Origin of the sequence: Bacillus sp. JJ634, assembly GCF_036962285.1 — a bacterium.
GTDB classification, from domain to species: domain Bacteria; phylum Bacillota; class Bacilli; order Bacillales; family DSM-1321; genus Peribacillus; species Peribacillus asahii_A.
This window is the reverse complement of record NZ_JBALMU010000024.1, coordinates 86740-108798: the sequence shown is the minus strand read 5'-3', so window position 1 is coordinate 108798 and position 22059 is coordinate 86740. Positions and strand designations below refer to the sequence as shown.

At 40.4% G+C, this 22059-nt stretch carries 21 protein-coding genes; all 21 read right to left on the bottom strand.

Features of this window, described 5'->3' with window-relative positions:
* Positions 1 to 142 precede the first annotated feature (142 nt).
* The 21 genes from topA to V7068_RS04515 all read right to left on the bottom strand — a co-directional run bounded on the left by topA (position 143) and on the right by V7068_RS04515 (position 22057).
* Positions 143 to 2218 (bottom strand): type I DNA topoisomerase, encoded by a 2076-nt coding sequence (gene topA, locus V7068_RS04615; protein ID WP_499711291.1) that lies wholly within the window; start codon positions 2216 to 2218, stop codon positions 143 to 145.
* Positions 2219 to 2488: 270 nt separating this feature from the next.
* Positions 2489 to 3367, bottom strand: a complete 879-nt coding sequence (gene dprA, locus V7068_RS04610; RefSeq protein WP_499711290.1) for a DNA-processing protein DprA — start codon at positions 3365 to 3367, stop codon at positions 2489 to 2491.
* A 147-nt stretch (positions 3368 to 3514) separates the two neighbouring features.
* Positions 3515 to 4417: a succinate--CoA ligase subunit alpha gene (gene sucD / locus V7068_RS04605; RefSeq protein ID WP_127759777.1), complete on the bottom strand. Its 903-nt coding sequence runs from the start codon at positions 4415 to 4417 to the stop codon at positions 3515 to 3517.
* Positions 4418 to 4437: 20 nt separating this feature from the next.
* On the bottom strand, positions 4438 to 5598 hold the full coding sequence (sucC, locus tag V7068_RS04600; protein WP_499711289.1) for an ADP-forming succinate--CoA ligase subunit beta: 1161 nt from the start codon (positions 5596 to 5598) through the stop codon (positions 4438 to 4440).
* Between the two features lie 268 nt (positions 5599 to 5866).
* Positions 5867 to 6148, bottom strand: a complete 282-nt coding sequence (locus V7068_RS04595; RefSeq protein ID WP_252294252.1) for an EscU/YscU/HrcU family type III secretion system export apparatus switch protein — start codon at positions 6146 to 6148, stop codon at positions 5867 to 5869.
* A complete protein-coding gene (locus V7068_RS04590) occupies positions 6145 to 8121 on the bottom strand; it encodes a TP0910 N-terminal domain-containing protein (protein ID WP_499711288.1) in 1977 nt (658 codons plus the stop codon). The genes V7068_RS04595 and V7068_RS04590 overlap by 4 nt, the downstream gene beginning before the upstream one ends.
* Positions 8122 to 8144: 23 nt before the next feature.
* Complete coding sequence (gene rnhB / locus V7068_RS04585) at positions 8145 to 8945, bottom strand: ribonuclease HII (RefSeq protein WP_499711287.1); 801 nt, start codon at positions 8943 to 8945, stop codon at positions 8145 to 8147.
* Between the two features lie 198 nt (positions 8946 to 9143).
* On the bottom strand, positions 9144 to 10016 hold the full coding sequence (gene ylqF, locus V7068_RS04580) for a ribosome biogenesis GTPase YlqF (RefSeq protein WP_127759773.1): 873 nt from the start codon (positions 10014 to 10016) through the stop codon (positions 9144 to 9146).
* Positions 10017 to 10053: 37 nt separating this feature from the next.
* Positions 10054 to 10614, bottom strand: a complete 561-nt coding sequence (gene lepB, locus V7068_RS04575; RefSeq protein WP_252291395.1) for a signal peptidase I — start codon at positions 10612 to 10614, stop codon at positions 10054 to 10056.
* Between the two features lie 300 nt (positions 10615 to 10914).
* Positions 10915 to 11262, bottom strand: a complete 348-nt coding sequence (rplS, locus tag V7068_RS04570; protein WP_375348378.1) for a 50S ribosomal protein L19 — start codon at positions 11260 to 11262, stop codon at positions 10915 to 10917.
* A 129-nt stretch (positions 11263 to 11391) separates the two neighbouring features.
* Complete coding sequence (gene trmD / locus V7068_RS04565) at positions 11392 to 12126, bottom strand: tRNA (guanosine(37)-N1)-methyltransferase TrmD (protein WP_499711285.1); 735 nt, start codon at positions 12124 to 12126, stop codon at positions 11392 to 11394.
* Positions 12126 to 12644 (bottom strand): ribosome maturation factor RimM, encoded by a 519-nt coding sequence (gene rimM, locus V7068_RS04560; RefSeq protein ID WP_499711284.1) that lies wholly within the window; start codon positions 12642 to 12644, stop codon positions 12126 to 12128. The genes trmD and rimM overlap by 1 nt, the downstream gene beginning before the upstream one ends.
* Positions 12645 to 12654: 10 nt before the next feature.
* Positions 12655 to 13041 carry a YlqD family protein gene (locus tag V7068_RS04555; RefSeq protein WP_375348375.1) on the bottom strand — a complete coding sequence of 129 codons (387 nt, stop codon included), beginning with the start codon at positions 13039 to 13041 and terminating at the stop codon, positions 12655 to 12657.
* A gap of 194 nt (positions 13042 to 13235) precedes the next feature.
* On the bottom strand, positions 13236 to 13466 hold the full coding sequence (locus tag V7068_RS04550; RefSeq protein WP_119116682.1) for a KH domain-containing protein: 231 nt from the start codon (positions 13464 to 13466) through the stop codon (positions 13236 to 13238).
* Positions 13467 to 13478: 12 nt separating this feature from the next.
* Positions 13479 to 13751 carry a 30S ribosomal protein S16 gene (rpsP, locus tag V7068_RS04545; protein WP_375348373.1) on the bottom strand — a complete coding sequence of 91 codons (273 nt, stop codon included), beginning with the start codon at positions 13749 to 13751 and terminating at the stop codon, positions 13479 to 13481.
* A 142-nt stretch (positions 13752 to 13893) separates the two neighbouring features.
* Positions 13894 to 15234, bottom strand: a complete 1341-nt coding sequence (gene ffh, locus V7068_RS04540) for a signal recognition particle protein (RefSeq protein ID WP_119116587.1) — start codon at positions 15232 to 15234, stop codon at positions 13894 to 13896.
* Between the two features lie 12 nt (positions 15235 to 15246).
* On the bottom strand, positions 15247 to 15579 hold the full coding sequence (locus V7068_RS04535) for a putative DNA-binding protein (protein WP_127759767.1): 333 nt from the start codon (positions 15577 to 15579) through the stop codon (positions 15247 to 15249).
* Between the two features lie 94 nt (positions 15580 to 15673).
* Entirely contained in the window at positions 15674 to 18427 is a 2754-nt protein-coding gene (locus tag V7068_RS04530) for a VWA domain-containing protein (protein WP_499711283.1), read from the bottom strand.
* Complete coding sequence (locus V7068_RS04525; protein WP_499711282.1) at positions 18417 to 20180, bottom strand: vWA domain-containing protein; 1764 nt, start codon at positions 20178 to 20180, stop codon at positions 18417 to 18419. Before V7068_RS04525 ends, V7068_RS04530 begins: the two co-directional genes overlap by 11 nt.
* Before the next feature lie 9 nt (positions 20181 to 20189).
* Positions 20190 to 21053, bottom strand: a complete 864-nt coding sequence (locus V7068_RS04520) for a DUF58 domain-containing protein (RefSeq protein ID WP_499711281.1) — start codon at positions 21051 to 21053, stop codon at positions 20190 to 20192.
* Complete coding sequence (locus tag V7068_RS04515; RefSeq protein WP_499711280.1) at positions 21050 to 22057, bottom strand: AAA family ATPase; 1008 nt, start codon at positions 22055 to 22057, stop codon at positions 21050 to 21052. The genes V7068_RS04520 and V7068_RS04515 overlap by 4 nt, the downstream gene beginning before the upstream one ends.
* Positions 22058 to 22059 lie beyond the last annotated feature (2 nt).

The window sequence follows — 22059 nt, the reverse complement described above, 5'->3', positions numbered from 1 at the left end:
ACTAATACACACTCATTAGACACCTCTCTTTTTTTAGACAATAAAAGTCCGCAAGCTTACATGATTGCCCTTTCCCCACTTACTTTTATCTATCTGACCTACACAAAGAAAAGGTGAGCCTGTGCTCACCTTTTCTAACCATTTAACTTTGTGGCTCTTCTTTGTAATCACACTCTATACATTGAACTTGCATTCCTTTTTTCAACTTCTTCTCCACTAATATGCCTTCGCATTTTGGACAGCTTCTTGGTAATGGCTTATCCCAGGAAATAAAATCACAGCTTGGATATGTATCACAACCGTAAAAGAGACGACGTTTTTTACTTTTTCGTTCAATGATGTCGCCTTCCTTACACTTCGGACACTTCACACCAATTTTCTTTACGATTGGCTTCGTATTGCGACAGTCCGGGAAATTGCTGCAAGCCATAAACTTTCCATAACGTCCCATTTTAAAGACCATCTCATGACCACATTCTTCGCAATCTTCGCCTGCTGGTTCATCTTTGATTTCGATTTTCTCCATTTCAGCTTCAGCTTTTGCTAAATCAATGGCAAAGTCTTGATAAAATTCATCAATTACCTTAATCCATTCTATCTGGCCTTCTTCGACACCATCAAATTGCTGCTCCATTTTGGCTGTAAATTCAACATCTAAAATATCTGGGAAAAACTCACGAATAAGCTCTAAAACAATTTCTCCAAGCTCCGTTGGCACAAAACGTTTGTTATCGAGCGTTACGTATCCTCGTTTCTGAATCGTATCAAGGGTTGGCGCATACGTTGATGGTCGACCTATTCCAAGTTCCTCTAATGTACGGACAAGCCTTGCCTCTGTATAGCGTGGAGGCGGCTGCGTAAAATGCTGCTTCGGCTCTACATCCTTCGAAAAATAGATGTCGCCTTCGACTACATCTGGCAGTAAATTATTTTTCTCCTCAACGGAATCATCCGTTCCTTCCACGTACACTTTCATAAAACCAGGAAATTTAATTTTCGAGCCATTAGCACGGAATAAAACGGGACCATTTTGAAGATCAACGCTCATCGTATCCATAACCGCTGCAGCCATCTGACTAGCTACAAAACGCTCCCAAATCAATTTATATAAACGGAATTGATCACGAGAAAGAAATTCTTTTACCGAACTCGGTTCACGTAATGTACTCGTCGGTCGCACAGCTTCATGAGCATCTTGTGCATTGGTTTGTTTCTTTTCTTTCCTCTGCTCTGCTTGCATATATTCTTGCCCGTATGTGCTTTCAATATATGTATGCACTTCTTGCTTAGCCACATCCGAAATTCGGGTAGAATCCGTTCTCATATAAGTAATTAACCCAACGGTTCCTTCTTTACCAAGCTCAATTCCTTCATATAATTGTTGAGCAAGCATCATCGTTTTTTTAGCACGAAAATTTAATTTTCGTGCCGCTTCTTGCTGTAAAGAAGACGTTGTGAAAGGCGCTGCCGGATTACGCTTACGTTCTTTTTTGGTTACACCTGCAATCTTAAACTCACTGCCCTCTAAGTTAGCTAGTACTTTTTTTACATCTTCTTCACTTTTTAATTCCGTTCGCTCACCATTTAAGCTAAAAAAAGCACCTTCGAATTGTTCCTTTCCCTTAACAAAATCCGCTCTAATGCTCCAATATTCTTCCGGAACAAAATCTTTTATTTCTTTTTCGCGATCAATAATCATTCGAACGGCCACAGATTGAACGCGTCCTGCACTTAGTCCTTTTTTTACTTTTTTCCAAAGCAAAGGGCTAATGTTATAGCCCACTAAGCGGTCTAGAACGCGTCTCGCTTGTTGAGCATCGACTAGACTCATATTAATTGGTCTAGGTGATTTAAACGATTCTTTAATGGCATCCTTTGTAATTTCATTAAATACCACACGGCAATCTGAATGAATATCTACATTTAAACTATGAGCTAAATGCCAAGCAATTGCCTCCCCTTCTCTATCGGGGTCAGCTGCGAGGTAAATTTTCTTTGCTTTTTTAGCAGCGGTCTTTAATTCCTTTAATACAGGACCTTTTCCTCGAATTGTTATATATTTAGGCTCATAGTCCTGCTCAACATCTACCCCCATTTGACTTTTAGGTAAATCGCGAACATGTCCCATTGAAGCTTTAACTTTATATTTTTTTCCTAAGTAACGCTCTATCGTCTTCGCCTTCGCCGGCGATTCTACTATCACTAAGTAATCTGACATTCAACAAGTCCTCCTCAAAGAGGTAATATAAATCTTCACTATTATTAATCATTCAAAATTCATTTGTCAATATCTCTTTCCATTGTTAACCTCTATCTAGACAAAAAGGGGTTTTGCAAAATTTATAACAATTTTACAAAAATTTCAACCCTTTTTATAAAAATTCCCTGTATAAATTGTATTACTTTTGCACATTCTCCCTAAAATTCCCCTATATAAAAGGCCGGGTTACAAAATATTATGAACCACCATATTGTTTAACAAAGTCGTTTAAAAAAGATTCACATACTCTTCCTCAATATCTGAAGCGGCTAGCACAAGCTTGGCTCCATCCTGAATTAATTGATTAGTACCCATAGACTGAGGACTTAAAATATTCCCAGGCAAGGCATAGACATCTCTTCCTTGCTCAAGAGCAGCCTGTGCTGTAATAAGTGTACCACTTCTTTTTCTTGCCTCTATAACAAGCACTCCTCTTGATAAACCGCTAATAATTCGATTGCGCACGGGAAACATCCATGGTTCTGCCCGTCTCATCGGAGGTATTTCTGACAACAAGAGACCTTGTTTCATCATTGTCTCTGCCAATTGTACATTCCTTTTCGGATAAATGTGCAGCAGCCCGCCTCCTAAAACACCGATGGTTTTTCCTCCTTCATTAAGGGTAACCATATGAGCAGCAGCATCAATGCCTGCAGCGACTCCACTAATAATAGTAAAGTTCTTCTCAACTAACTTGGGAAGAATAGTCTTTAATGCCTCTAGGCCGTATACTGTCGGCGTTCTCGTCCCGACGATAGCTAATGTATTCTGTTCCTTTAATAATTCTTTTCTCCCTTTCATATAAAGCACCCAAGGGGGGTCAAAGATTTGTTGAAGCAAATAAGGATATTCTTCGTCAAACATCGTTAAACACTGAATATGGCACTCTTCGTATCTCCTTAGTTTCTCCATAATAGAAAGCGAATGTAAATCGCGAAAGAACATTTGCAGCTTATTTGAAGGCAGCGGCACAATATCCTTCCATTCAGCATATGACTTTGTAAAAAGAGAAGATAGTAATGGATCGACTTGAACAATAGCTTGAATCGTTTTCCAACCAGCGCCGCGACAATGATGAAGATGGATAAGCTTGTCTTTTGGATTCAAATGAGGACACTCCTTACGGGGGATTTTTTGAAGAAAAGTCGACGGCAAAAGCATGCAGTACTTTGCCAAGTTGACTTTCTAGTACACTTACGATAATACAACAACGCCTCTGACTTAAAATAAGCCAAAGGCGGTTTTCCTAATTATTTAACGCACTTTACTAGCTTCATAAAGATCATTCTCTTTTAAAACGGAAATTAAAGTTTCTCCAATGACAGACGGTGTAGCTGCCACTCGAATCCCGCATTCATTCATTACACGAATTTTTTCATCCGCCGTCCCTTTTCCACCAGCAATAATCGCACCTGCATGCCCCATGCGTTTTCCCGGAGGTGCAGTACGACCGCCGATAAAGCCAACAACAGGCTTCTTCATATTAGCCTTTACCCAGCGTGCCGCTTCCTCTTCCGCTGTTCCGCCGATTTCACCAATCATAATAACAGCATGTGTATCCGGATCTTCATTGAAGGCCTTTAATACATCAATAAAATCTGTACCATTGACCGGGTCACCGCCAATCCCAACAGCCGTACTTTGTCCAATGCCTGCATTCGTTAATTGATGCACGGCTTCATAGGTTAATGTACCTGAGCGAGAGACAACGCCTATATGCCCTTTTGTATGAATATAGCCCGGCATAATGCCAATTTTACATTCATCCGCTGTAATGACACCTGGACAGTTCGGTCCTATTAATCTCGTCTTTTTGCCTTGTAAATATCGTTTTACTTTTACCATATCTAACACCGGAATATGCTCAGTTATACAAATTACTAAGTCTAGCTCAGCATCAACTGCTTCTAGGATCGCATCTGCCGCAAACGGGGCTGGAACATAGATAACAGAAGCGGTTGCATTCGTTTTGCGCACAGCTTCTGCAACTGTATTATAAACAGGAACCCCTTCGATTTCTGTGCCGCCTTTCCCCGGTGTTACACCTGCTACAATTTTTGTACCATAATCAAGCATCTGACTCGTATGAAACGCGGCTGTTGAGCCTGTAATCCCTTGAACAATAACCTTTGTGTCTTTATTAACAAAAATCGCCATAACATTCCCTCCTCCATTCATTAACCAACTAATGAGACAATTTTTTGCGCACCATCTGCCATCGACTCTGCTGCTGTAATATTCAAGCCGGATTCTCGTAAAATTTGTTTACCTAATTCAACATTTGTACCTTCTAAACGAACAACAAGCGGCACATCGAGACCCAATTCCTTCGCTGCTGCTACTACTCCCGCAGCAATAATGTCACACTTCATAATTCCTCCAAAAATATTAACGAAAATTCCTCTAACCTGACTATCTGATAAAATAATTTTGAATGCTTCTTTTACCTTTTCTTCCGTCGCACCGCCCCCTACATCAAGGAAGTTAGCCGGATCACCATTATAATGTTTAATAATGTCCATCGTTGCCATCGCAAGTCCTGCACCATTGACCATGCAACCGATATTTCCTTCTAATGAAATGTAACTTAACTGATATTTAGAGGCTTCAATTTCTTTTGCATCTTCTTCATCTAAATCCCGATAAGCCACAACCCCTTTTTGACGATATAAAGCATTGTCATCAAAATTAAACTTGGCATCTAAAGCTAATACCTGATCATCTCCCGTTACAACTAACGGATTAATTTCTACAATTGAACAGTCTTTTTCAATAAACACTCTATATAATCCAAGCATGAAGGCTACAGCTTTATTAATCACTTGATCTGGTATATTTATTTGAAAAGCAATCTTTCGTGCCTGATAAGGTACTAATCCAACAACTGGATCGATATATTCTTTAAAAATCTTCTCTGGATTCTTTTCTGCTACTTCCTCGATGTCTGTGCCCCCTTCTTCAGAAGCCATTAGTACGATACAATCGGAGTCACGATCCAAAACAAAACCGATATAATATTCCTTTCGGATATCGCACCCCTCTTCAATAAGCAATCGTTTTACTTCTTTGCCAGATGGTCCAGTTTGATGCGTTACAAGTGTTTTCCCAAGAAGCTCTTCGGCATATGTACGCACTTCTTTAAGATCTTTTGCTACCTTCACGCCACCGGCTTTTCCACGTCCCCCGGCATGGATTTGAGCCTTGACAACAACGACATCTGTCCCTAGTTCTTTTGCTGCATCAACCGCTTCCTCAACCGTATACGCAACTCGGCCATTCGGCACAGATACCCCGTATTGCTTTAAAATCTCTTTGCCTTGATACTCATGGATATTCATGTTCCCATCCCCCTTATTTCGAGAAAATATTCTCCAAAAAATTCTTCCCGCACAGCTTCTATATCAGTATATAAATAGGCTAATGTATTTCCCTTGTAAAATGAGGAATTTAACAGCACTTTTATCATATACTTCCAATTTATTGTATAAAATGTTAAAAATATTGTCTACTATATTCTCTTATTTGGACCAGATAATTAACTAAAATAAAGAAAAAAACATAGCCTAAGCTATGTTTTTACTAAATCATAATTATATTAAAATAGTTTTATCTGTTACGCGATTCTGCATCTCGATCCATTTTATAAATAAAGGCAAATACCTCAGCCACCGCGCGGTACAATTCATCTGGTATGGTTTCATTAATATCCAATTTCCCTAGAAGCTCAGCTAGTGACGGATCCTTTTGGACAGGAATATTTAGCTCTTTTGCCTTTTCTAAAATGTTCTCTGCTACCTTCCCTTTTCCTTTAGCCAATACTTTGGGAGCCGGGTCTTTTTCAGAATCGTACTTCAAAGCAATAGCTTCTGCTCGTTTATCCTCTATCATATTCGAACATCCACTCCATTGTAGGAACCAGCCACTGGATACGAAGTCGACTGGTTCCTTTTTTCCTTCCCATGTTTCATAAGCGTATTTTCAAATAATACACCAGATAATTTATAATTTAATTGTTCAAGACTGCTTCGTAAGAGACCGATATAAGGACTTGCCATGTTTTCTAATGTCTCACTTTGTTCATTCATGACAGCGACTTTAATCACTCGATTTTGAACTTGCATATCAATAACCGTTTCCTTTAATTGTTCAAGATCTAAGTAAAATAAAATTCTACAATAATTTGGATCAATGCCACCTTCTTGTGTTCGACGGCCGCTCCATTGTAAAGTAACATCGGTTTCATATTTCCCTATATTTAATGGTAACGTCAGCAAAACATTTTGAAGCGGCCCATTTTCTTGTGACATAATTTGCTGAGCGGTTAAATGATTCACAATCTGTTCCGCCAGCTCTTTAATAACAGCTGGATGCTGCTGTTCCTGAAGCAACTTAAGCAGCAGCGGCTTTAACGTCACAAGCTCTTCTTCTAAAGCAGTCGGATTCGCATTTTGTGCATGCGCCAGTACATGTTCGAATTGTAGCCCTAATATTTTGACGATGTCCTTCAAGTGAGAATATACGGCTGTTCCTGTCGTCAAATCTGTCATTTGGAACTCTGATGCTAGTACTTGTAAAACTGCTCTTTCATGTGGTAATACCGAGCTCTCAGAGGGATTTTGTGAAAATGATAACAATTGGTTCGCTAAAGCCTCCTTCGCACCATTTACCTGTGAACGATTTGGATTCAACAAATTTAAAAATGATGTTAGAACAGATTTGCTCTCACTTTCAGTAACTAGCATTTCCACTACGTCCATCGTCAACTTTGGTAAATCAGTTTGCTGAGGATTTATCTTTAAAGGCGCAGCTGAATTGGCAGGCTGCTGAGCAAAATCGGCTGAGCTTACACTCGTTGTCGCTAGCTGTTGTCCTTGTACCAAGTTTGTTAATGGAGCTTTCGGCACGCCTTGTTGCTCAGCCAACCAGTTTGTCACATTTTGAAGATGTACAGTACGATGATCTCCATTTTGTAGCGCTGTTTTATAATCAGCAAGCAGCTGCATCCCTTGCTGCCACTTCATAGCAAGCTCTGTTTTAGCCTGAGGGACACCGCTTATTTGCGAATCTGTAACTAGTTTCGTTAAAAATTCTGCTTCCGAAAACGAAGGAGAAATCAAACCAACTTTCTGAAGTAAACTAAATGCTCCTGCTTTAAGGTCAGGAGCTGCATCTGGACTTGCCCATTGACTTACAAGCTTCAATAAGCCTGTTTCTTGTAGATGTCCTTGTTTCGATATAACAAGCGACTCTAGTACTTCTTTTAATTGATGCGTTGTCGCTGTGCCAGTAGATGCTGAGGTGAGCTTGCCAAGCAAATCGCCAAGCATATTATGTAGAGATTCTCCTTTAGACTGGGCTAATAGAGCTTTAAAAACATCCTCAACAAAAGGCAATTGTTGAACATACATCGTTTTAATCGTCGCTAAGCCAGATTGAGAAGGGTCTATTAATTTCAGCCATTGCAGGGCCGTTTGGAACGAATCTTTAGTAATGGGAAACTGATTTCTCATAAGAAACTCAGCAAGTTCTGCTGCCTCCGCATTCGCAGTTATCCCAAGGTGCGCAATCAATTGTTGAGCGGCTGCTTTCATATTCATCGTCTGTGCGGCATGCGGTGTATCTAATACCTTTAACACAGGCTTCCTCTCATTAGATTGAACTTGCAGCCAATAGCGTTCTCCTGCTTGCAAAGGAGCTTCTAAAGTAGCGATCAGTTTTTGATTGCCAATTCGCACTTCGGCTATTTGATTCGGGTAAATTTTATTTACTTTCCCGAAAAAGATTTGTCCAGCTTTAAATGCGAGACCGGAATCTTCATTTGTAGATGTATGGACTTTGGCCCCCATCGTTACAAATTGCACACTTTCCATCTCCTTCCATACAATTACCCACGATGAATCATTTCTTTAATAGGCGAAAAGCTTTTTCTATGCCATGGTGTCAGTCCGTATCGAGATAGCGCCTCTAAATGTACACTTGTCCCGTATCCCATATTATGTTCAAAACCATATTCGGGATATTGCTTTGCATATTCCTTCATCATGCGATCCCGTGTCACTTTTGCAATAATCGATGCTGCAGAAATAGAAATACTTTTAGCATCTCCTTTAACAATGGAATATTGCGGAATGTCCACTTCAAGCTCCATTGCATCAATTAAAAGATGATTCGGTTGCTCACGTAATTCAGAAATCGCGGTAATCATCGCTTTCTTCGTTGCTTGATAAATATTAATCGCATCAATTTCTTCACTATCAACAATGCCTATTCCGACCGCAATCGCTTCTTGCATAATCGTTTCATAAAACAATTCACGCTTTATTTCGGGTATTTTTTTAGAATCATTGAGTCCCGGCAAATAAAACGTCTCTGGCAACATAACCGCGCTCGCCACAACAGGACCTGCAAGCGGACCTCTCCCTACCTCGTCAATTCCAGCAATAAGCGCAACCCCTTGCTTTCGCAACTCTCGTTCATATTGAGACATAGTGATAAAATGCTGCTTTAATTGCTGCTCTTTTTCAAACGAACGCTCCCATTTCTTCACTAAATTGATAACACCTTTGCGCTCATCATGCTGACATTGAATGAAAAAATCATCATTCGGATTCGTAATCTCTTGTAATTTCAATGCTATTTCTTTAATACTCATACGTGTGTCCATATTCTCACCTGTTATATTCATTATCGGCTATCCCACTGTCATTCTATAGCATCTAATTAGAAAAAACGCCACCGGCCCTTGATTGATAGATATTAAATTTGAATAGCTATTAACTAAGGGGGGCAGGTATAAAATTAGACACCAACACTTATCAAAAATTGCATGCTGTCTTATTGCACAAAAATACGGAGCGAAAACATCCGGCTCCGTATCCATTAATTATTCTTCTATATCTTCTCGTTCTTCACCAGGTACTTCAAATGTAAGAGGCCCTAATTTTTCGGAACGAATCTCTCGAACAACTAATTCAGCCGTCTTATCATAATCAACAAGACCACCGCCAGCTAAACAGCCGCGGAATTGACCAACTGCATCGAAAAGCTCCACGGTTTCTTCTGGAATCTGATCTAAGTTATAGCGCGATTGCAGCCGCTCTGGATATTCTCTTTCTAAAAAGCGAAGGCCATAGAGCGATACCTCATGTAAATTTAAAATAGTATCTTTAATAGCTCCTGTTAATGCTAGCTTCAAGCCTACCTCTTGGTCCTCAAATTTCGGCCAAAGAATTCCCGGTGTATCGAGCAGCTCCATTTCCTTGCCTACTTTAATCCATTGCTGCGCTTTCGTCACACCTGGTGTATTCCCCGTTTTAGCAATATTTTTCTTCGCTAATCGATTGATCAGCGTCGATTTCCCAGCGTTTGGAATACCGACAATCATCGCCCGAATTGCTCGTGGCTGCTTAATACCTTTCGCTCTCATCCGCTCATGCTTTTCCTTTAACAGCTCTTTAGCAGCTGCTGTAATCTGATTCAAGCCATTACCCGCTTGCGAGTTAATCGCAATAGCTGTTTTTCCTTGTGCTTTAAAGTACTGGAGCCACTGCTTTGTTTTCACTGGATCAGCCATATCTGCCTTATTCAATAAAATAATTCTTGGCTTATGTTGAATAATCTCATCAATCATCGGATTTCTTGAAGATGCTGGAATTCTCGCATCTACCAATTCAAATATAATATCAATTAATTTTAACTTTTCCGTTACTTCCCGTCTTGCTTTGGCCATATGACCAGGGAACCACTGTATTGTCACTAAAAATCAACCTTCCTGTTTCTAATGTTTCAACAATCTATTCGACTTTCCTTATATCTTTTATAGGCCAATACACCGTATTTGTCTTACCTAGTATTTTATCATACGAGATGACACCTATATGACGGCTATCCTTGCTTAAACGACGATTATCGCCCATAACGAATAAATAACCTTCTGGTACCGTTTCTTGATTAATTTCTTTAATATCCTTTAATGTAAAAGATTCTGTTAGAGGGCCGCCATCTACTAACTTTGCTTTATATTTATCTAAATAAGGCTCTTGATACGGTTTGCCGTTAATGTAGAGCGTATCATGATCATACTCAACTTTGTCACCTGGCAGTCCAATTACACGTTTAATATAATCCTTGCCTTCTGGTGCCTCAAACACAATAATATCGAAGCGCTTCGGTTTGCCTATTACATAAGAAAATTTATTCGCAATGACTCGATCTGTATCCTTCAAAGTCGGCATCATCGAGTAACCATCCACAACAACCGGAGCAAAAAAGAATTGGCGAATGACCGTTGCGATAATAACAGCGACAATAATCGCTTTTATCCACTCTACTAGTTCATTTTTCCCTTTAGCCATGGTCACCATCCTCTTTAAATCAAGCATGTTCATCCATTCATCATTTTACCATCTTACTCATCTGATAGCGAGTAACTCCTGTTACCCAAGAATCTGTTTTTATTAACACATTCTTCTTTAGCCCAGCGATGTTCACTAATGCTAGTGACTAGAGACATGAATATACATTAGGCACTAATCAATATATAAACACTTATACAAAAAAGGAGCCTGATAATCAAGCTCCTTTTTTGTATAATGCTATATAAGTTATAGCCTTTTGAAAACGGCAGTGCGTACAATCTTACTGAAATCGATAAATTAGCGACGAATTTCTTTAATACGTGCTTTTTTACCACGAAGTTCACGTAAGTAGTAAAGTTTTGCACGACGTACTTTACCGTAACGTACTACTTCTAATTTCGCAATTTTTGGTGTGTGAACAGGGAATGTACGTTCAACTCCAACACCGTAAGAAATTTTACGAACTGTGAAAGTTTCGCTCACTCCGCCACCACGACGTTTGATTACAACACCTTCAAATAACTGAATACGTTCGCGAGTTCCCTCAACAACTTTAACGTGTACACGTACTGTGTCACCAGGACGGAACGCAGGAAGATCAGTGCGAATTTGTTCTTGTGTAATTTCTTGAATAAGTTTTTGCATTGATTTCATCTCCTCATGGATGCTCTTGCAAACCTAGCATGTCTACAGCGGAACATCGTTATAAGACTGGACATATTGCCCAAGTCACAAAATGTATTGTAACATATGATAAGCTGGAATACAATAGATTCATTGTTCTTTCTGAATCTCAGCTAATAATTTTTTTTCAACTTCCGAAAGAGAATAAGAATCAAGTAAATCCGGGCGGCGCATCCAAGTGCGACGCAATGATTCTTTCATTCTCCATTCTTCAATTTTTTTATGATTACCTGATAATAATGCATCCGGAACCTTCATACCGCGAAAATCGGCCGGCCTTGTATAATGTGGATGTTCAAGAAGTCCCGATGAATAGGAATCAAGCACAGGCGAGGCTTCATTGCCTAATACACCAGGTAAAAGACGGACTACGCTATCAATAATAACCATGGCCCCTAGCTCACCGCCTGTCAGCACATAATCCCCAAGCGAGATTTCATCTGTCACAACATGCTCTCTAATTCGTTCATCATAGCCTTCATAATGTCCACAGACGAAAATAAGATGCTGCTCACGGGCTAGCTCTTCCGCTTTCTTTTGTGTATATCGTTCACCTTGCGGGCAAAGCAGAATGACATGCGGCTTCACCGTCGCCTCTCCTTGAAGAGCCTCCACTGCATCAAATATAGGCTGGGGCTTCAAGACCATCCCTGCACCGCCACCGTATGGATAATCGTCCACCGTATGATGCTTATTGTCAGCATAGTCGCGAAAATTAATGACTCGATAGCTGGCTGCTTGTTTCTCCGCCGCCTTTTTTAAAATCGATGATCCTAAAACACCTTCAAACATTTCCGGAAAAAGAGAGAGCACATCAATCTTCATCAGTCTAATAATCCTTCCATCGGTGTAATAATGACCTTTTTATTTGTAATATCGACCTCTTTCACAATGTGATCGATATAAGGGATTAATACATCTTTCCCTTTAGGACCTTTTACAACCCAAACATCGTTTGCACCCGGTGTTAAAATTTCACGAATGGCACCGACTTCTTCTCCGGTATCGGTATATACGGTACAACCGATAATTTCATGAAAGTAAAATTCCCCTTCATCTAAATCCGTTAACTGAGACTCATTAATCTTTAAAATTCCATCGCGAAACGGCTCGACATCATTTACATTATGATAGCCCTCAAATGTTAGTAAATTAAAATTTTTATGTGTGCGATGTGAAGCAATCGTCAGTTCTAACGGATCCTTATGCTTCTCCCTAAATAAGTAAAGAGTATTGCCGACTTTATAACGCTCGTCTGCAAAATCCGTTTTCGAAATAACCCGAACTTCACCTCGTATACCATGCGTATTGACAATCTTTCCAACGTTAAACCATCTTTCCATGCTGTCACCTCTACCGAATTTCTGAAACAATGCCATCTTTAATGACGATTGTTTTTGTTTTAGTTAGTTCTTCCCAATTCGCTCCAACTTGAACCTCAACCAGACTTTGAACCTCGCGTTCTTTTAACTCGCTCCCAATCGGCAGAATTTCTAATTGCTCCATTTGAAATTCCACCAATTTAATTTTCTCCAAGCGATTGTTAATCTCTTTCTCAAAATGTGACTTAAGAGTTGCTGGTTGCGTATGACGCGTTTTCTCTAGTTTTTTCAATTCAAAACGGAGTTGCTCACTTTCTTTTTGCAACTGCAAGCGCTTCGATTTGTACGCATCAAGGAGCTCATTCTTGCTGGATTCTGTCAACACTTGCGTAACGATAACATTTTGAAGAATTTTCATTCCAGCCCCCCCTATAATATGTAGGATTTTTTTATACTTAAGCAACGATATGTATAAAAGAATATATGTATCTCGTGGTCGCAGCATTAACACTATAATCGTTTATCCTTCCAAATATTATCAAATTTCATTCTATAGTTAAGTATATCGCAAAATAAATGATCGTACAAAAAAAGGAGGGGTATTAGCCCTCCTTATTCGGAAATCTCCAAATAGATTTTCTTTTGCTGTGAGGATCCTGCTGCATAAACTACAGTCCGAATCGCTTTCGCAACACGCCCTTGCTTGCCAATCACTTTGCCCATGTCTTCCTTATGAACCGAAAGAACATAGACGATTCGATCAGCCTCTTCCTTCACCGTTACAACAACCGCATCAGGATGATCAACAAGCGCTGAGACAATCGTTTCAATTAGAGTTTTCATCAACTTAGTTGATTACTTGCTGAATTTTGCATTATGGAATTTTTCCATGATGCCTTCGTTAGAGAAAAGGTTACGAACTGTATCAGATGGTTTAGCACCGTCTTGTAACCATTTAAGAGCTAACTCTTCGTTGATTTCTACTTTAGCTGGTTCTGCAACTGGATTGTATGTTCCAATTACTTCGATGTAACGTCCATCACGTGGTGAACGAGAATCAGCTGCTACGATACGATAGAAAGGAGATTTTTTAGCTCCCATACGTTTTAAACGAATTTTTACTGCCATTTTAAATAAACACCTCCGAGTAGTTTCACACAAGATAATATGTTACCAAACACCTTGTATGTTTGTAAAGGTTTTTTTCTTAACAGATAGAAAAAACATTGTAATATAGAGCGCTGCGCCCATTTTCTCTATCTAAAAACCATTACATAAATGGGAATTTAAATCCTTTTTTCTTCCCTTTTTGCATATTTGTCATTTGTTTCATCATTTTCTTCATATCTTCAAATTGTTTTAGAAGACGGTTGACTTCTTGAATGGATCTTCCGCTTCCTTTAGCAATTCGTTTACGACGTGAAGCATTAATGATTTCAGGTTGTTCTTTTTCTTGCTTTGTCATAGAACGGATAATTGCTTCGACATGGCCAATTTGCTTATCGTCCACTTGAACATTATCCAATCCTTTAATTTTATTGGCCCCTGGAATCATTTTCAATAAATCATCAAGAGGACCCATATTGCGTACCTGGCCAAGTTGATCAAGGAAATCATCAAAGGTAAAAGTAGCTGTCCGCATCTTCTTCTCTAATTCTTTCGCCTTCTCTTCATCCACATTTGCTTGTGCTTTTTCAATTAACGTTAACACATCGCCCATGCCGAGAATTCTTGAAGCCATTCTTTCTGGGTGAAACGTTTCAAGCGCATCCATTTTCTCGCCCATCCCGACAAACTTAATCGGTGTATTCGTTACAGAACGAATGGAAAGCGCAGCTCCGCCTCGTGTATCACCATCGAGCTTCGTTAATACAACGCCAGTTAAACCGAGCTGTTCATTGAAGCTTTGCGCCACATTTACAGCATCTTGCCCTGTCATGGCATCAACAACAAGGAAAATTTCATCAGGCTTTGTGAGCTCTTTAATATCCTTCAGTTCGTCCATTAACTTTTCATCAACATGGAGACGACCTGCTGTATCAAGTAGCACATAATCATGATGTTCTTCCTTTGCCTTAGCAATAGCCTGCTTCGCAATCTCCACTGGGCTTACTTGATCGCCTAATGAGAAAACAGGCATATCTAATTGCTTACCTAGTGTTTGAAGCTGCTTAATCGCTGCTGGACGATAAATATCCGCCGCAACAAGCAATGGTTGTCGGTTATATTTTTTGCGAAGAAGATTAGCAAGCTTCCCGGTTGTCGTCGTTTTACCTGCCCCTTGAAGACCTACCATCATAATGACAGTTGGGGGTTTTGTTGCAACAGCAATCTTGCTTTGTTCACCGCCCATAAGCTCTGTCAATTCTTCTTTAACTACTTTAATAACCTGTTGACCGGGGGTTAAGCTCTTTAGCACTTCCTGACCTACCGCACGTTCACTCACTCGCTTAATAAAATCCTTAACAACTTTAAAGTTAACATCGGCTTCAAGAAGAGCTAAGCGCACTTCGCGCATCATTTCCTTAACATCCGCCTCGTTTACTTTCCCTTTGCCGCGAATTTTTTGCATCGTGCTTTGCAGTCGGTCGGCCAATCCTTCAAATGCCATTATTGCCGCCTCCTAATCTAACTTCTCAAGCGCTGCAATGGCCTGAGCCAGCTCCTCTTTTGTCACAGATTCGTGCTCAATCAGAGCCTTAAACTCAGCAATCCACTTATTACGCTGTTGAAATTTTTGAAATAACAAAAGCTTTGCTTCATATTCTTCAAGCATCGCTTCTGTTCTTTTTATATTGTCATATACTGCTTGCCTACTGACTTCATATTCTTCAGCAATTTCCCCAAGAGAGTAATCATCTAGATAGTAGAGGGACATGTAGCTCTGTTGCTTTTCGGTTAACAACGATTGATAAAAATCATACAAATAATTAATACGCGTTGTTTTTTCAAGCATGTTAGTCACTCCCTGCTGTTAAGTGAAAACCCTTTACAAGTTTATAGTTTACCTATTGGCTGCAGTAATGTCAAGCAATAATCCTTACCACTTTCTAATGTTTACGTCGCTTCGCCTCTAACAGGCGTTTCATTCGCTCTTCACGTTCTGACAGAGACAGCTTTTTATCCATTTGCTTTAGCTGTGATTTTCCGGTTGCTTGCTTCTGTTCCTCTACTTGCGTTGATTTATTAGGAGCTCTTTCAACCGTTTGTTTCACCTGTTTCAAACGCTTCACAGTCGTTTCAGCTTTGGAACGTTCAATAGCTTGCTTTTTCCTCGTAAAGAAAGAACACAACCTTTGCCAGCCAAAACGGCGAATGACAATTTCGACAAAGAACAGCAAAAAGGCTGCACACAATAACCATGCACTTATACTCTGTTTGTGCTGGGACATCTCTTTAAGATCTCGAAATGCCGATACCTCTTTTTTCAATTCTTGCCCACCAGACGTCGCAAGCAGTTCATCTATATATCGTTGATTCAATCCTTGCTGTGCATACTCTTTTGAATACGGAATCGTAAAACCTGTTTGATAAAGGTTTGAAGCCCCCGTTTCATGATCCTGCTGTACACTTAAAAAGTATAAGCCGGATTGATTTGGAACCGTCATTTCGTACTTCCCTGGTGCAACTAATTTCGGATGACTGTCAATCCGGTCGCCTTTTTCAGACACAATACTTGCAGATAACGGGTGTATATTATTCGTTGCCGCTTGAATAGATAATACGGTCTCATCACCGCTATGATCCATCGTAACCGTGTATGGCTCACTCTCATACTTCGGCAATGTTGTCGTAATCATCTGATTTAAAAAGTTCCCCCATTGGTTCCAACGCGGCCAATCACCAGACCATTTTCCCGTTACATCAGAAGTAAACGCAATCGTCGTTCCCATGCCATATTGCCACTCGGCAAGCACGGGGTCCTCTTTACCGCTAATAAGAGGCTCTTTTGCCCGTTCTTTCGCTGTTGTTGCAATGTAGGCATTCATTTGTGGCACTCCATCTGCAAAAAGACTGTTCCAACCAGTTCCCTGTTGTATCGTTGGATAAAACGGATTGTCTTCAATATACGTCTTCGTCGCCATCACCGTTTCACGTGAGAGAATACTTGGAATGACGGAAGAATCGACGACGTCGTAATAACGGCCAGCTCCCCATTGAGCTAACTCTTCTAGAAGCAGCTTATCGGCATCATTTCCAATTGACACAGTGGATAACGTAATATTTTGTTCTTTTCCTTCTTCAATCAACGCTTCATAATCATTTCCAGGTGACTGACCATCCGTTAATAAAATAATATGCTTTCTCTGCAGTTTCTTATCCTTCAGCTGCTCATAAGCAAGCTCCAATGAACGATAAATTTCAGTGCCGCCCCCAGATGCAACGGAACGAATTTGGTCCATCGCCGCTTCCTTATTCTTTAACGGCTCTGTTTCAACAATTTGCCACGGTCGATCATCAAAGGCGATAAAACCAAACGTGTCGCCTTCTTCTAATAACTCCACAGACCTGGCAGCTGCTTCTTTCGCAAGAGATAATTTATTCCCGCTCATACTGCCTGAACGGTCCATAACAATCACTAAGCCTAATGATGGCATTTCTTTTTTTCCTTTCACATCCATATCGACCGGGAGCAGCTTTTCAATGGGGGTTTTAAAATACCCGCCAAGTCCAAAGCTATTTTCGCCTCCTGTCATCACAAAACCGTTGCCGAATTCCTTCACAGATTGCTCAATTAATTGCATTTGGTTTTGCGAAATAGACGTGGCTGATACGTTGTTAAACACCACACTTTGATACTGTAAAAACCCCGATAACGTTGTCGGCAATTTTTCTGGTACAATCGTTTCTACATCAAAGCCATTCCCTGATAAAATGCTCGATAACGAACTTCGGTTTTCTTCAACAATCAACACTTTTGGCGTACCTTTAACATTTGTAATCGCATGCAGCGTGTTATTTTCAGCATAAGCATCTTCTTTCGCTGCAAGTTCTGCTTTATACACATGCATGCCTGTTTCCGTTACAATATGCGAAAAGCCAAATACGTTATTCCCTTCCTTGACAGCAACAGATTTTTTGATGATCTCTTTATCGTTTAACGAAATGCGGATCGTTGCCTCTTGAGCAATATCGCTTGTTATCGATACCGAAATATCTGCCTTCTCTCCTTGGTACAGAGAAGGAGAAATGGATAAATCCGTTAAAGAAACATCTTTTTTGACTGGTACTTGAATCGGCACAACATCCAGTTCAATCCCTTTATTATGGAGCAGTTTCACTGTTTCTGCGGCATGCCCCATCGTTTCATTTCCATCTGAAAATAACACAATTCGTCCGTTTTCATCATTCGAAATAAAAGAGGAAGCAAAGCGAATACCAGATTCAATGGATGTCTCGGTTTCATCTACTTCACTACTAAACTGTGAAATGACAGCCTCTTTCTTCGTTACCGCTTGCTCAGCTGCCACGTTGCCCCCAAACGAAGCAACAGCAAATGCATCATCAGCTGCTTTCTTATCAACACTCGCCTCAATCCAGGCAAGAATATCTTCTTCCTTATTACCTACACTCGCTGATTGATCTGCTAAAAAGACGACCGTCGTCCCTTTTACCGGCAGTAATAGCTGCGGAATCGTTAAAGCAAAAATAAGAAGAAAAAAGATGAGTGAACGAAGCGTTATTATAATTACTTTTTCACTACGGTTCATTGTAGAACGGCTGTTTTTCCAAAAAGAATACATAAGAAACACACATGGAAGGAGTAACAACAGCAAATAAGGATACGTTAGTTCAATACCCACGACGGTACACCTCCCACTCTGCCATCAATAAGAGTAATGCGATACAAGCCAGCCAAAACCACAAATGATCCTGAATATTCTCTGTCGTCTCTCTTGACTGAGCTTCTTTTGGATTCATTGCAAAGGAAGGAGCCGCTTCTAAGCTTTTTTCCCGTTCATCCAATAACACAGAGAAATAATACGACTGTTCGTCGGTTATACCTTCGTATACCCCTGGTTTAACTGGAGCAATAAAACTTTCTTCGGCAAGATTAATTGTGTATAAATTGTCTCCGTCCTCTGTAAAAATACTTAAATCCATTTGTTTATTCCCTAAGTTCAACCACTTTTCTTCTCCTGGCTGATAATATCCGAGAAAATTCGTTTGCTGTGTCAACCATTGATAACTGTTATATAAAAAGAGCGGAAACCCAGGTTGCAGCGGCCAATCTGTGTCACTTAGTGCAAAATTGAGCGTAATAATCGGATACCCATGATGGGTTCCTTTTTGAATCAATGGCTGGTCTCCACTTGCCAAAATCGTCTGCCATTCCTGATTAAGTGGACGAAAGGCAGAAGCGATATACACCTTTTTGCTATCAACATGCGTAAATAATGGATCATCCGCTACTGTTAATGTTTCAGTTACTCTCTGTTTCTTCTTCGCTTCACTTTGAATAAAAAGAAGCGGATACTCGCCTAGCTGCGTAAGACTCACTCCTTCTGCAATGACCATGCCATCACGACCAATTTTAGCAACATCATCGACTTGAATCACTTCAAGACCAAGCGTTTGTAATCCTGCTAGATAAAAAGGATTCACATCACCAACGGCATACACCTTATCATAGGATGTCGTTGAAATAGCGGTTAATTCATTATCCGCTTCATAATCATCAGGTGCACGGATTACAGCTTGATAATATGGATGTGCTGGTAATGTTGGCATATTAACAACCGCTTCCTGATTCGCTGCTACATGCACTTTTTTGGAAAAAAGAAGCGTTTCACCACTCATCACTTGAAAATCTACTTGTTCATTGGCATCTGTTTCATTCGCAATCACAGCCACAGCCGATACTTTCTCTCCCTCTGGTGCCGTACCAAACGAAAGCAACGAAAGATTATCATGTTGACTATTATAATTATGCACAAACACCGACTGATCCTCTGAAAAAGAAGCAACATCCTCTTCGACCACATGGTCTGAAAACAAATGCACAACCGAATCCTTCGTTGTCACTAACGATTCGGCAAGCTCAAGCGCTTGATCCATTGCATCATACTCATACGAAAGTTCGAGCTCTTGAATCGCTTTTCGAAGCGCACGCTGATCCTGTTCATGATTCGCAATAATCTTTGGCTTTTGCCCGGTGCTAATAATCGTCACCTCTTGTTGATCTATCTCATCAAGCAATTTAAAGATATCCTCTTTTGCTGTCGCAAATCGAGTTTTCTCTCCTTCCTTTGCACTCATCGTCGCTGATGTATCAACAACCAAAATGAAGTGATCACCTGCAGGCACTTTTCCATACCAATATGGACGGGTCAACGCCAGCATAATGAGCAACAGAATAAGCAACTGCAGCCAAAAAAGGAGATTATGCTGAAGCTTTTGCAGCCATGGTGATGCTTGCCGTTCATTTAACACTTGCTCCCAAAGCATATTCGATGAAACAGGTAACTGTTCATATTGCTTGCGAAAGAAATACAATAAAATGAAGGCCGCAATGAACAAACTAAATAGAAAAAAGAACGGACTTGCAACAGACATCTTCTCACCTCAATTCATAAACCCTTGTCTCGGTAAATCATGAAACAAAATCGTTTGAATGTCTTTCTCGCCGTTCATAAGGAAGTATCGACAACCGAGTGTACGACAAACTGCTTCGAGCTGCTGATTATGATCGTTCAAACGGCTTTGATAGTTTTCAATTAACAGAGGATTCATACTGACATTCACCGTTCCCGCTGATTCACTATCAATCAGTTTCACATCACCACTGTAGCTCGGTTTCATTTCTTCCTCAGCTAATAGCTGAAATAACCAAATCTCCTGCTTCACCGAGCGCAGCTTTTTTAACGCTGCTTCTATGACATCCAGCGGCTCTAATCCATCGGTAAGAAGAATCGCTAACTGTTGATTCTTCATTATTTGTTGACTTAATTGTGCAAAAAAAGCGGTCGTACTCTCTCTCTCTTCTAAACGTTGAATCTCATGAAAAACCTGTTTTCGATATACCGCTCCTTTACGGCGAATCGGCTGCATATTTGTTGAAGTGACTGGAATAAAAGAAAGTCGATCTTCACTAGATAGTACAATATGACTAAGCGCGGCGGCACATAAGCGAGCAAGCTCCCACTTCTCGCTATACGTGCGCATCGATGAACTCATATCAAGATAAATCGCAATCGCCACTTCCTGTTCATCCAGAAATCGTTTAATATAATGCTTTTGTGTTCTGCCGTACACATTCCAATCAATTTGACGCACATCATCCCCTGGCTGATAAACTCGAAAATCGGAAAACTCAAGCGATGAACCAAACGCGCTGGATTGCCTTGAACCTTTATGCATACCGCGCTTTCGTGTTTTCACAAGCAGCCGTTTCTTTTGCAGCCTTTCTAAAAAAGAAGACGCTATCATGATGCAGATGATCCTTTGCCTAACGTATACGCCGTTTCCACAACTTCAGCAAGAACGTGATCTGCCTGAATGCCGCTTGCTTCTGCTTCAAAATTCAATAGCAAGCGGTGGCGTAACACCGGAATTGCCGTTTGCTTTACATCTCCCGCTGACACATGATACCGCCCCGCAAATAGCGCTCTTGTTTTCGCCATTTTAAGTAAGCTTTGTAAGCCACGGGGACCGCTGCCATACTGCACATATTTCTGTACAATTTCTGGTACTGCTTCCGCGTCTGGATGCGTCATCGCTACAATATCAATTGCATAATCTAGCATTTCTTCCGATACAAGCACTTCTTTTGATAGACTTTGTAAAAATAATACATCCTCAATCGAAGCAATCTTTTCAATAGAAATGGACTCCGTACCAGTCGTACGCTTCATAATTTCTCTTAGTTCTTCCTTAGAAGGATATCCAACGAGAATTTTACACATAAAACGATCCATTTGCGCCTCAGGAAGTGGGTATGTTCCTTCTAAATCAATCGGATTTTGCGTCGCTAGTACAAAAAACGGCCGCTCAAGCTTTTTCGTTTCTCCCATCACCGTCACCGTTTGCTCTCCCATCGCTTCAAGCAAAGCACTTTGTGTTTTCGGTGTAGCTCGGTTAATTTCATCAGCTAACACAATATGTGAAAACAAAGGCCCTTTATGAAAGGTAAAGTGCTGTTTTCCATCCTCATCAGGCTGAAGCAGCATCGTTCCTGTAATATCTGCTGGCATTAAATCCGGCGTAAACTGAATACGCGAAAAACTTAAATCCATACTTTCTGAAATGGTCCGAACGAGCATCGTTTTTCCAAGGCCCGGTAACCCTTCTAATAGCACATGCCCTCCTGCAAAAATACTCCAAAGTACTTGTTCGACAACCTCTTCCTGTCCAACAATAAAACGAGCAATCTCTTTTTTAACGTCTTCCACGATTTGTTGTGCTTTCATAAACTGCATCTCTTTATCTGACATAT

Coding starts and splice junctions, on each gene's coding strand:
- topA (WP_499711291.1), bottom strand. CDS start 2,218: ATGTCAGATTACTTAGTGATAGTAGAATCGCCGGCGAAGGCGAAGACG.
- sucD (WP_127759777.1), bottom strand. CDS start 4,417: ATGGCGATTTTTGTTAATAAAGACACAAAGGTTATTGTTCAAGGGATT.
- sucC (WP_499711289.1), bottom strand. CDS start 5,598: ATGAATATCCATGAGTATCAAGGCAAAGAGATTTTAAAGCAATACGGG.
- V7068_RS04595 (WP_252294252.1), bottom strand. CDS start 6,148: ATGATAGAGGATAAACGAGCAGAAGCTATTGCTTTGAAGTACGATTCT.
- rnhB (WP_499711287.1), bottom strand. CDS start 8,945: ATGAATATAACAGGTGAGAATATGGACACACGTATGAGTATTAAAGAA.
- lepB (WP_252291395.1), bottom strand. CDS start 10,614: ATGGCTAAAGGGAAAAATGAACTAGTAGAGTGGATAAAAGCGATTATT.
- rplS (WP_375348378.1), bottom strand. CDS start 11,262: ATGCAAAAACTTATTCAAGAAATTACACAAGAACAAATTCGCACTGAT.
- trmD (WP_499711285.1), bottom strand. CDS start 12,126: ATGAAGATTGATGTGCTCTCTCTTTTTCCGGAAATGTTTGAAGGTGTT.
- rimM (WP_499711284.1), bottom strand. CDS start 12,644: ATGGAAAGATGGTTTAACGTTGGAAAGATTGTCAATACGCATGGTATA.
- V7068_RS04555 (WP_375348375.1), bottom strand. CDS start 13,041: ATGAAAATTCTTCAAAATGTTATCGTTACGCAAGTGTTGACAGAATCC.
- V7068_RS04550 (WP_119116682.1), bottom strand. CDS start 13,466: ATGAAAACTCTAATTGAAACGATTGTCTCAGCGCTTGTTGATCATCCT.
- rpsP (WP_375348373.1), bottom strand. CDS start 13,751: ATGGCAGTAAAAATTCGTTTAAAACGTATGGGAGCTAAAAAATCTCCT.
- ffh (WP_119116587.1), bottom strand. CDS start 15,234: ATGGCATTTGAAGGATTGGCCGACCGACTGCAAAGCACGATGCAAAAA.
- V7068_RS04535 (WP_127759767.1), bottom strand. CDS start 15,579: ATGCTTGAAAAAACAACGCGTATTAATTATTTGTATGATTTTTATCAA.
- V7068_RS04525 (WP_499711282.1), bottom strand. CDS start 20,180: ATGTCTGTTGCAAGTCCGTTCTTTTTTCTATTTAGTTTGTTCATTGCG.
- V7068_RS04520 (WP_499711281.1), bottom strand. CDS start 21,053: ATGATAGCGTCTTCTTTTTTAGAAAGGCTGCAAAAGAAACGGCTGCTT.
- V7068_RS04515 (WP_499711280.1), bottom strand. CDS start 22,057: ATGTCAGATAAAGAGATGCAGTTTATGAAAGCACAACAAATCGTGGAA.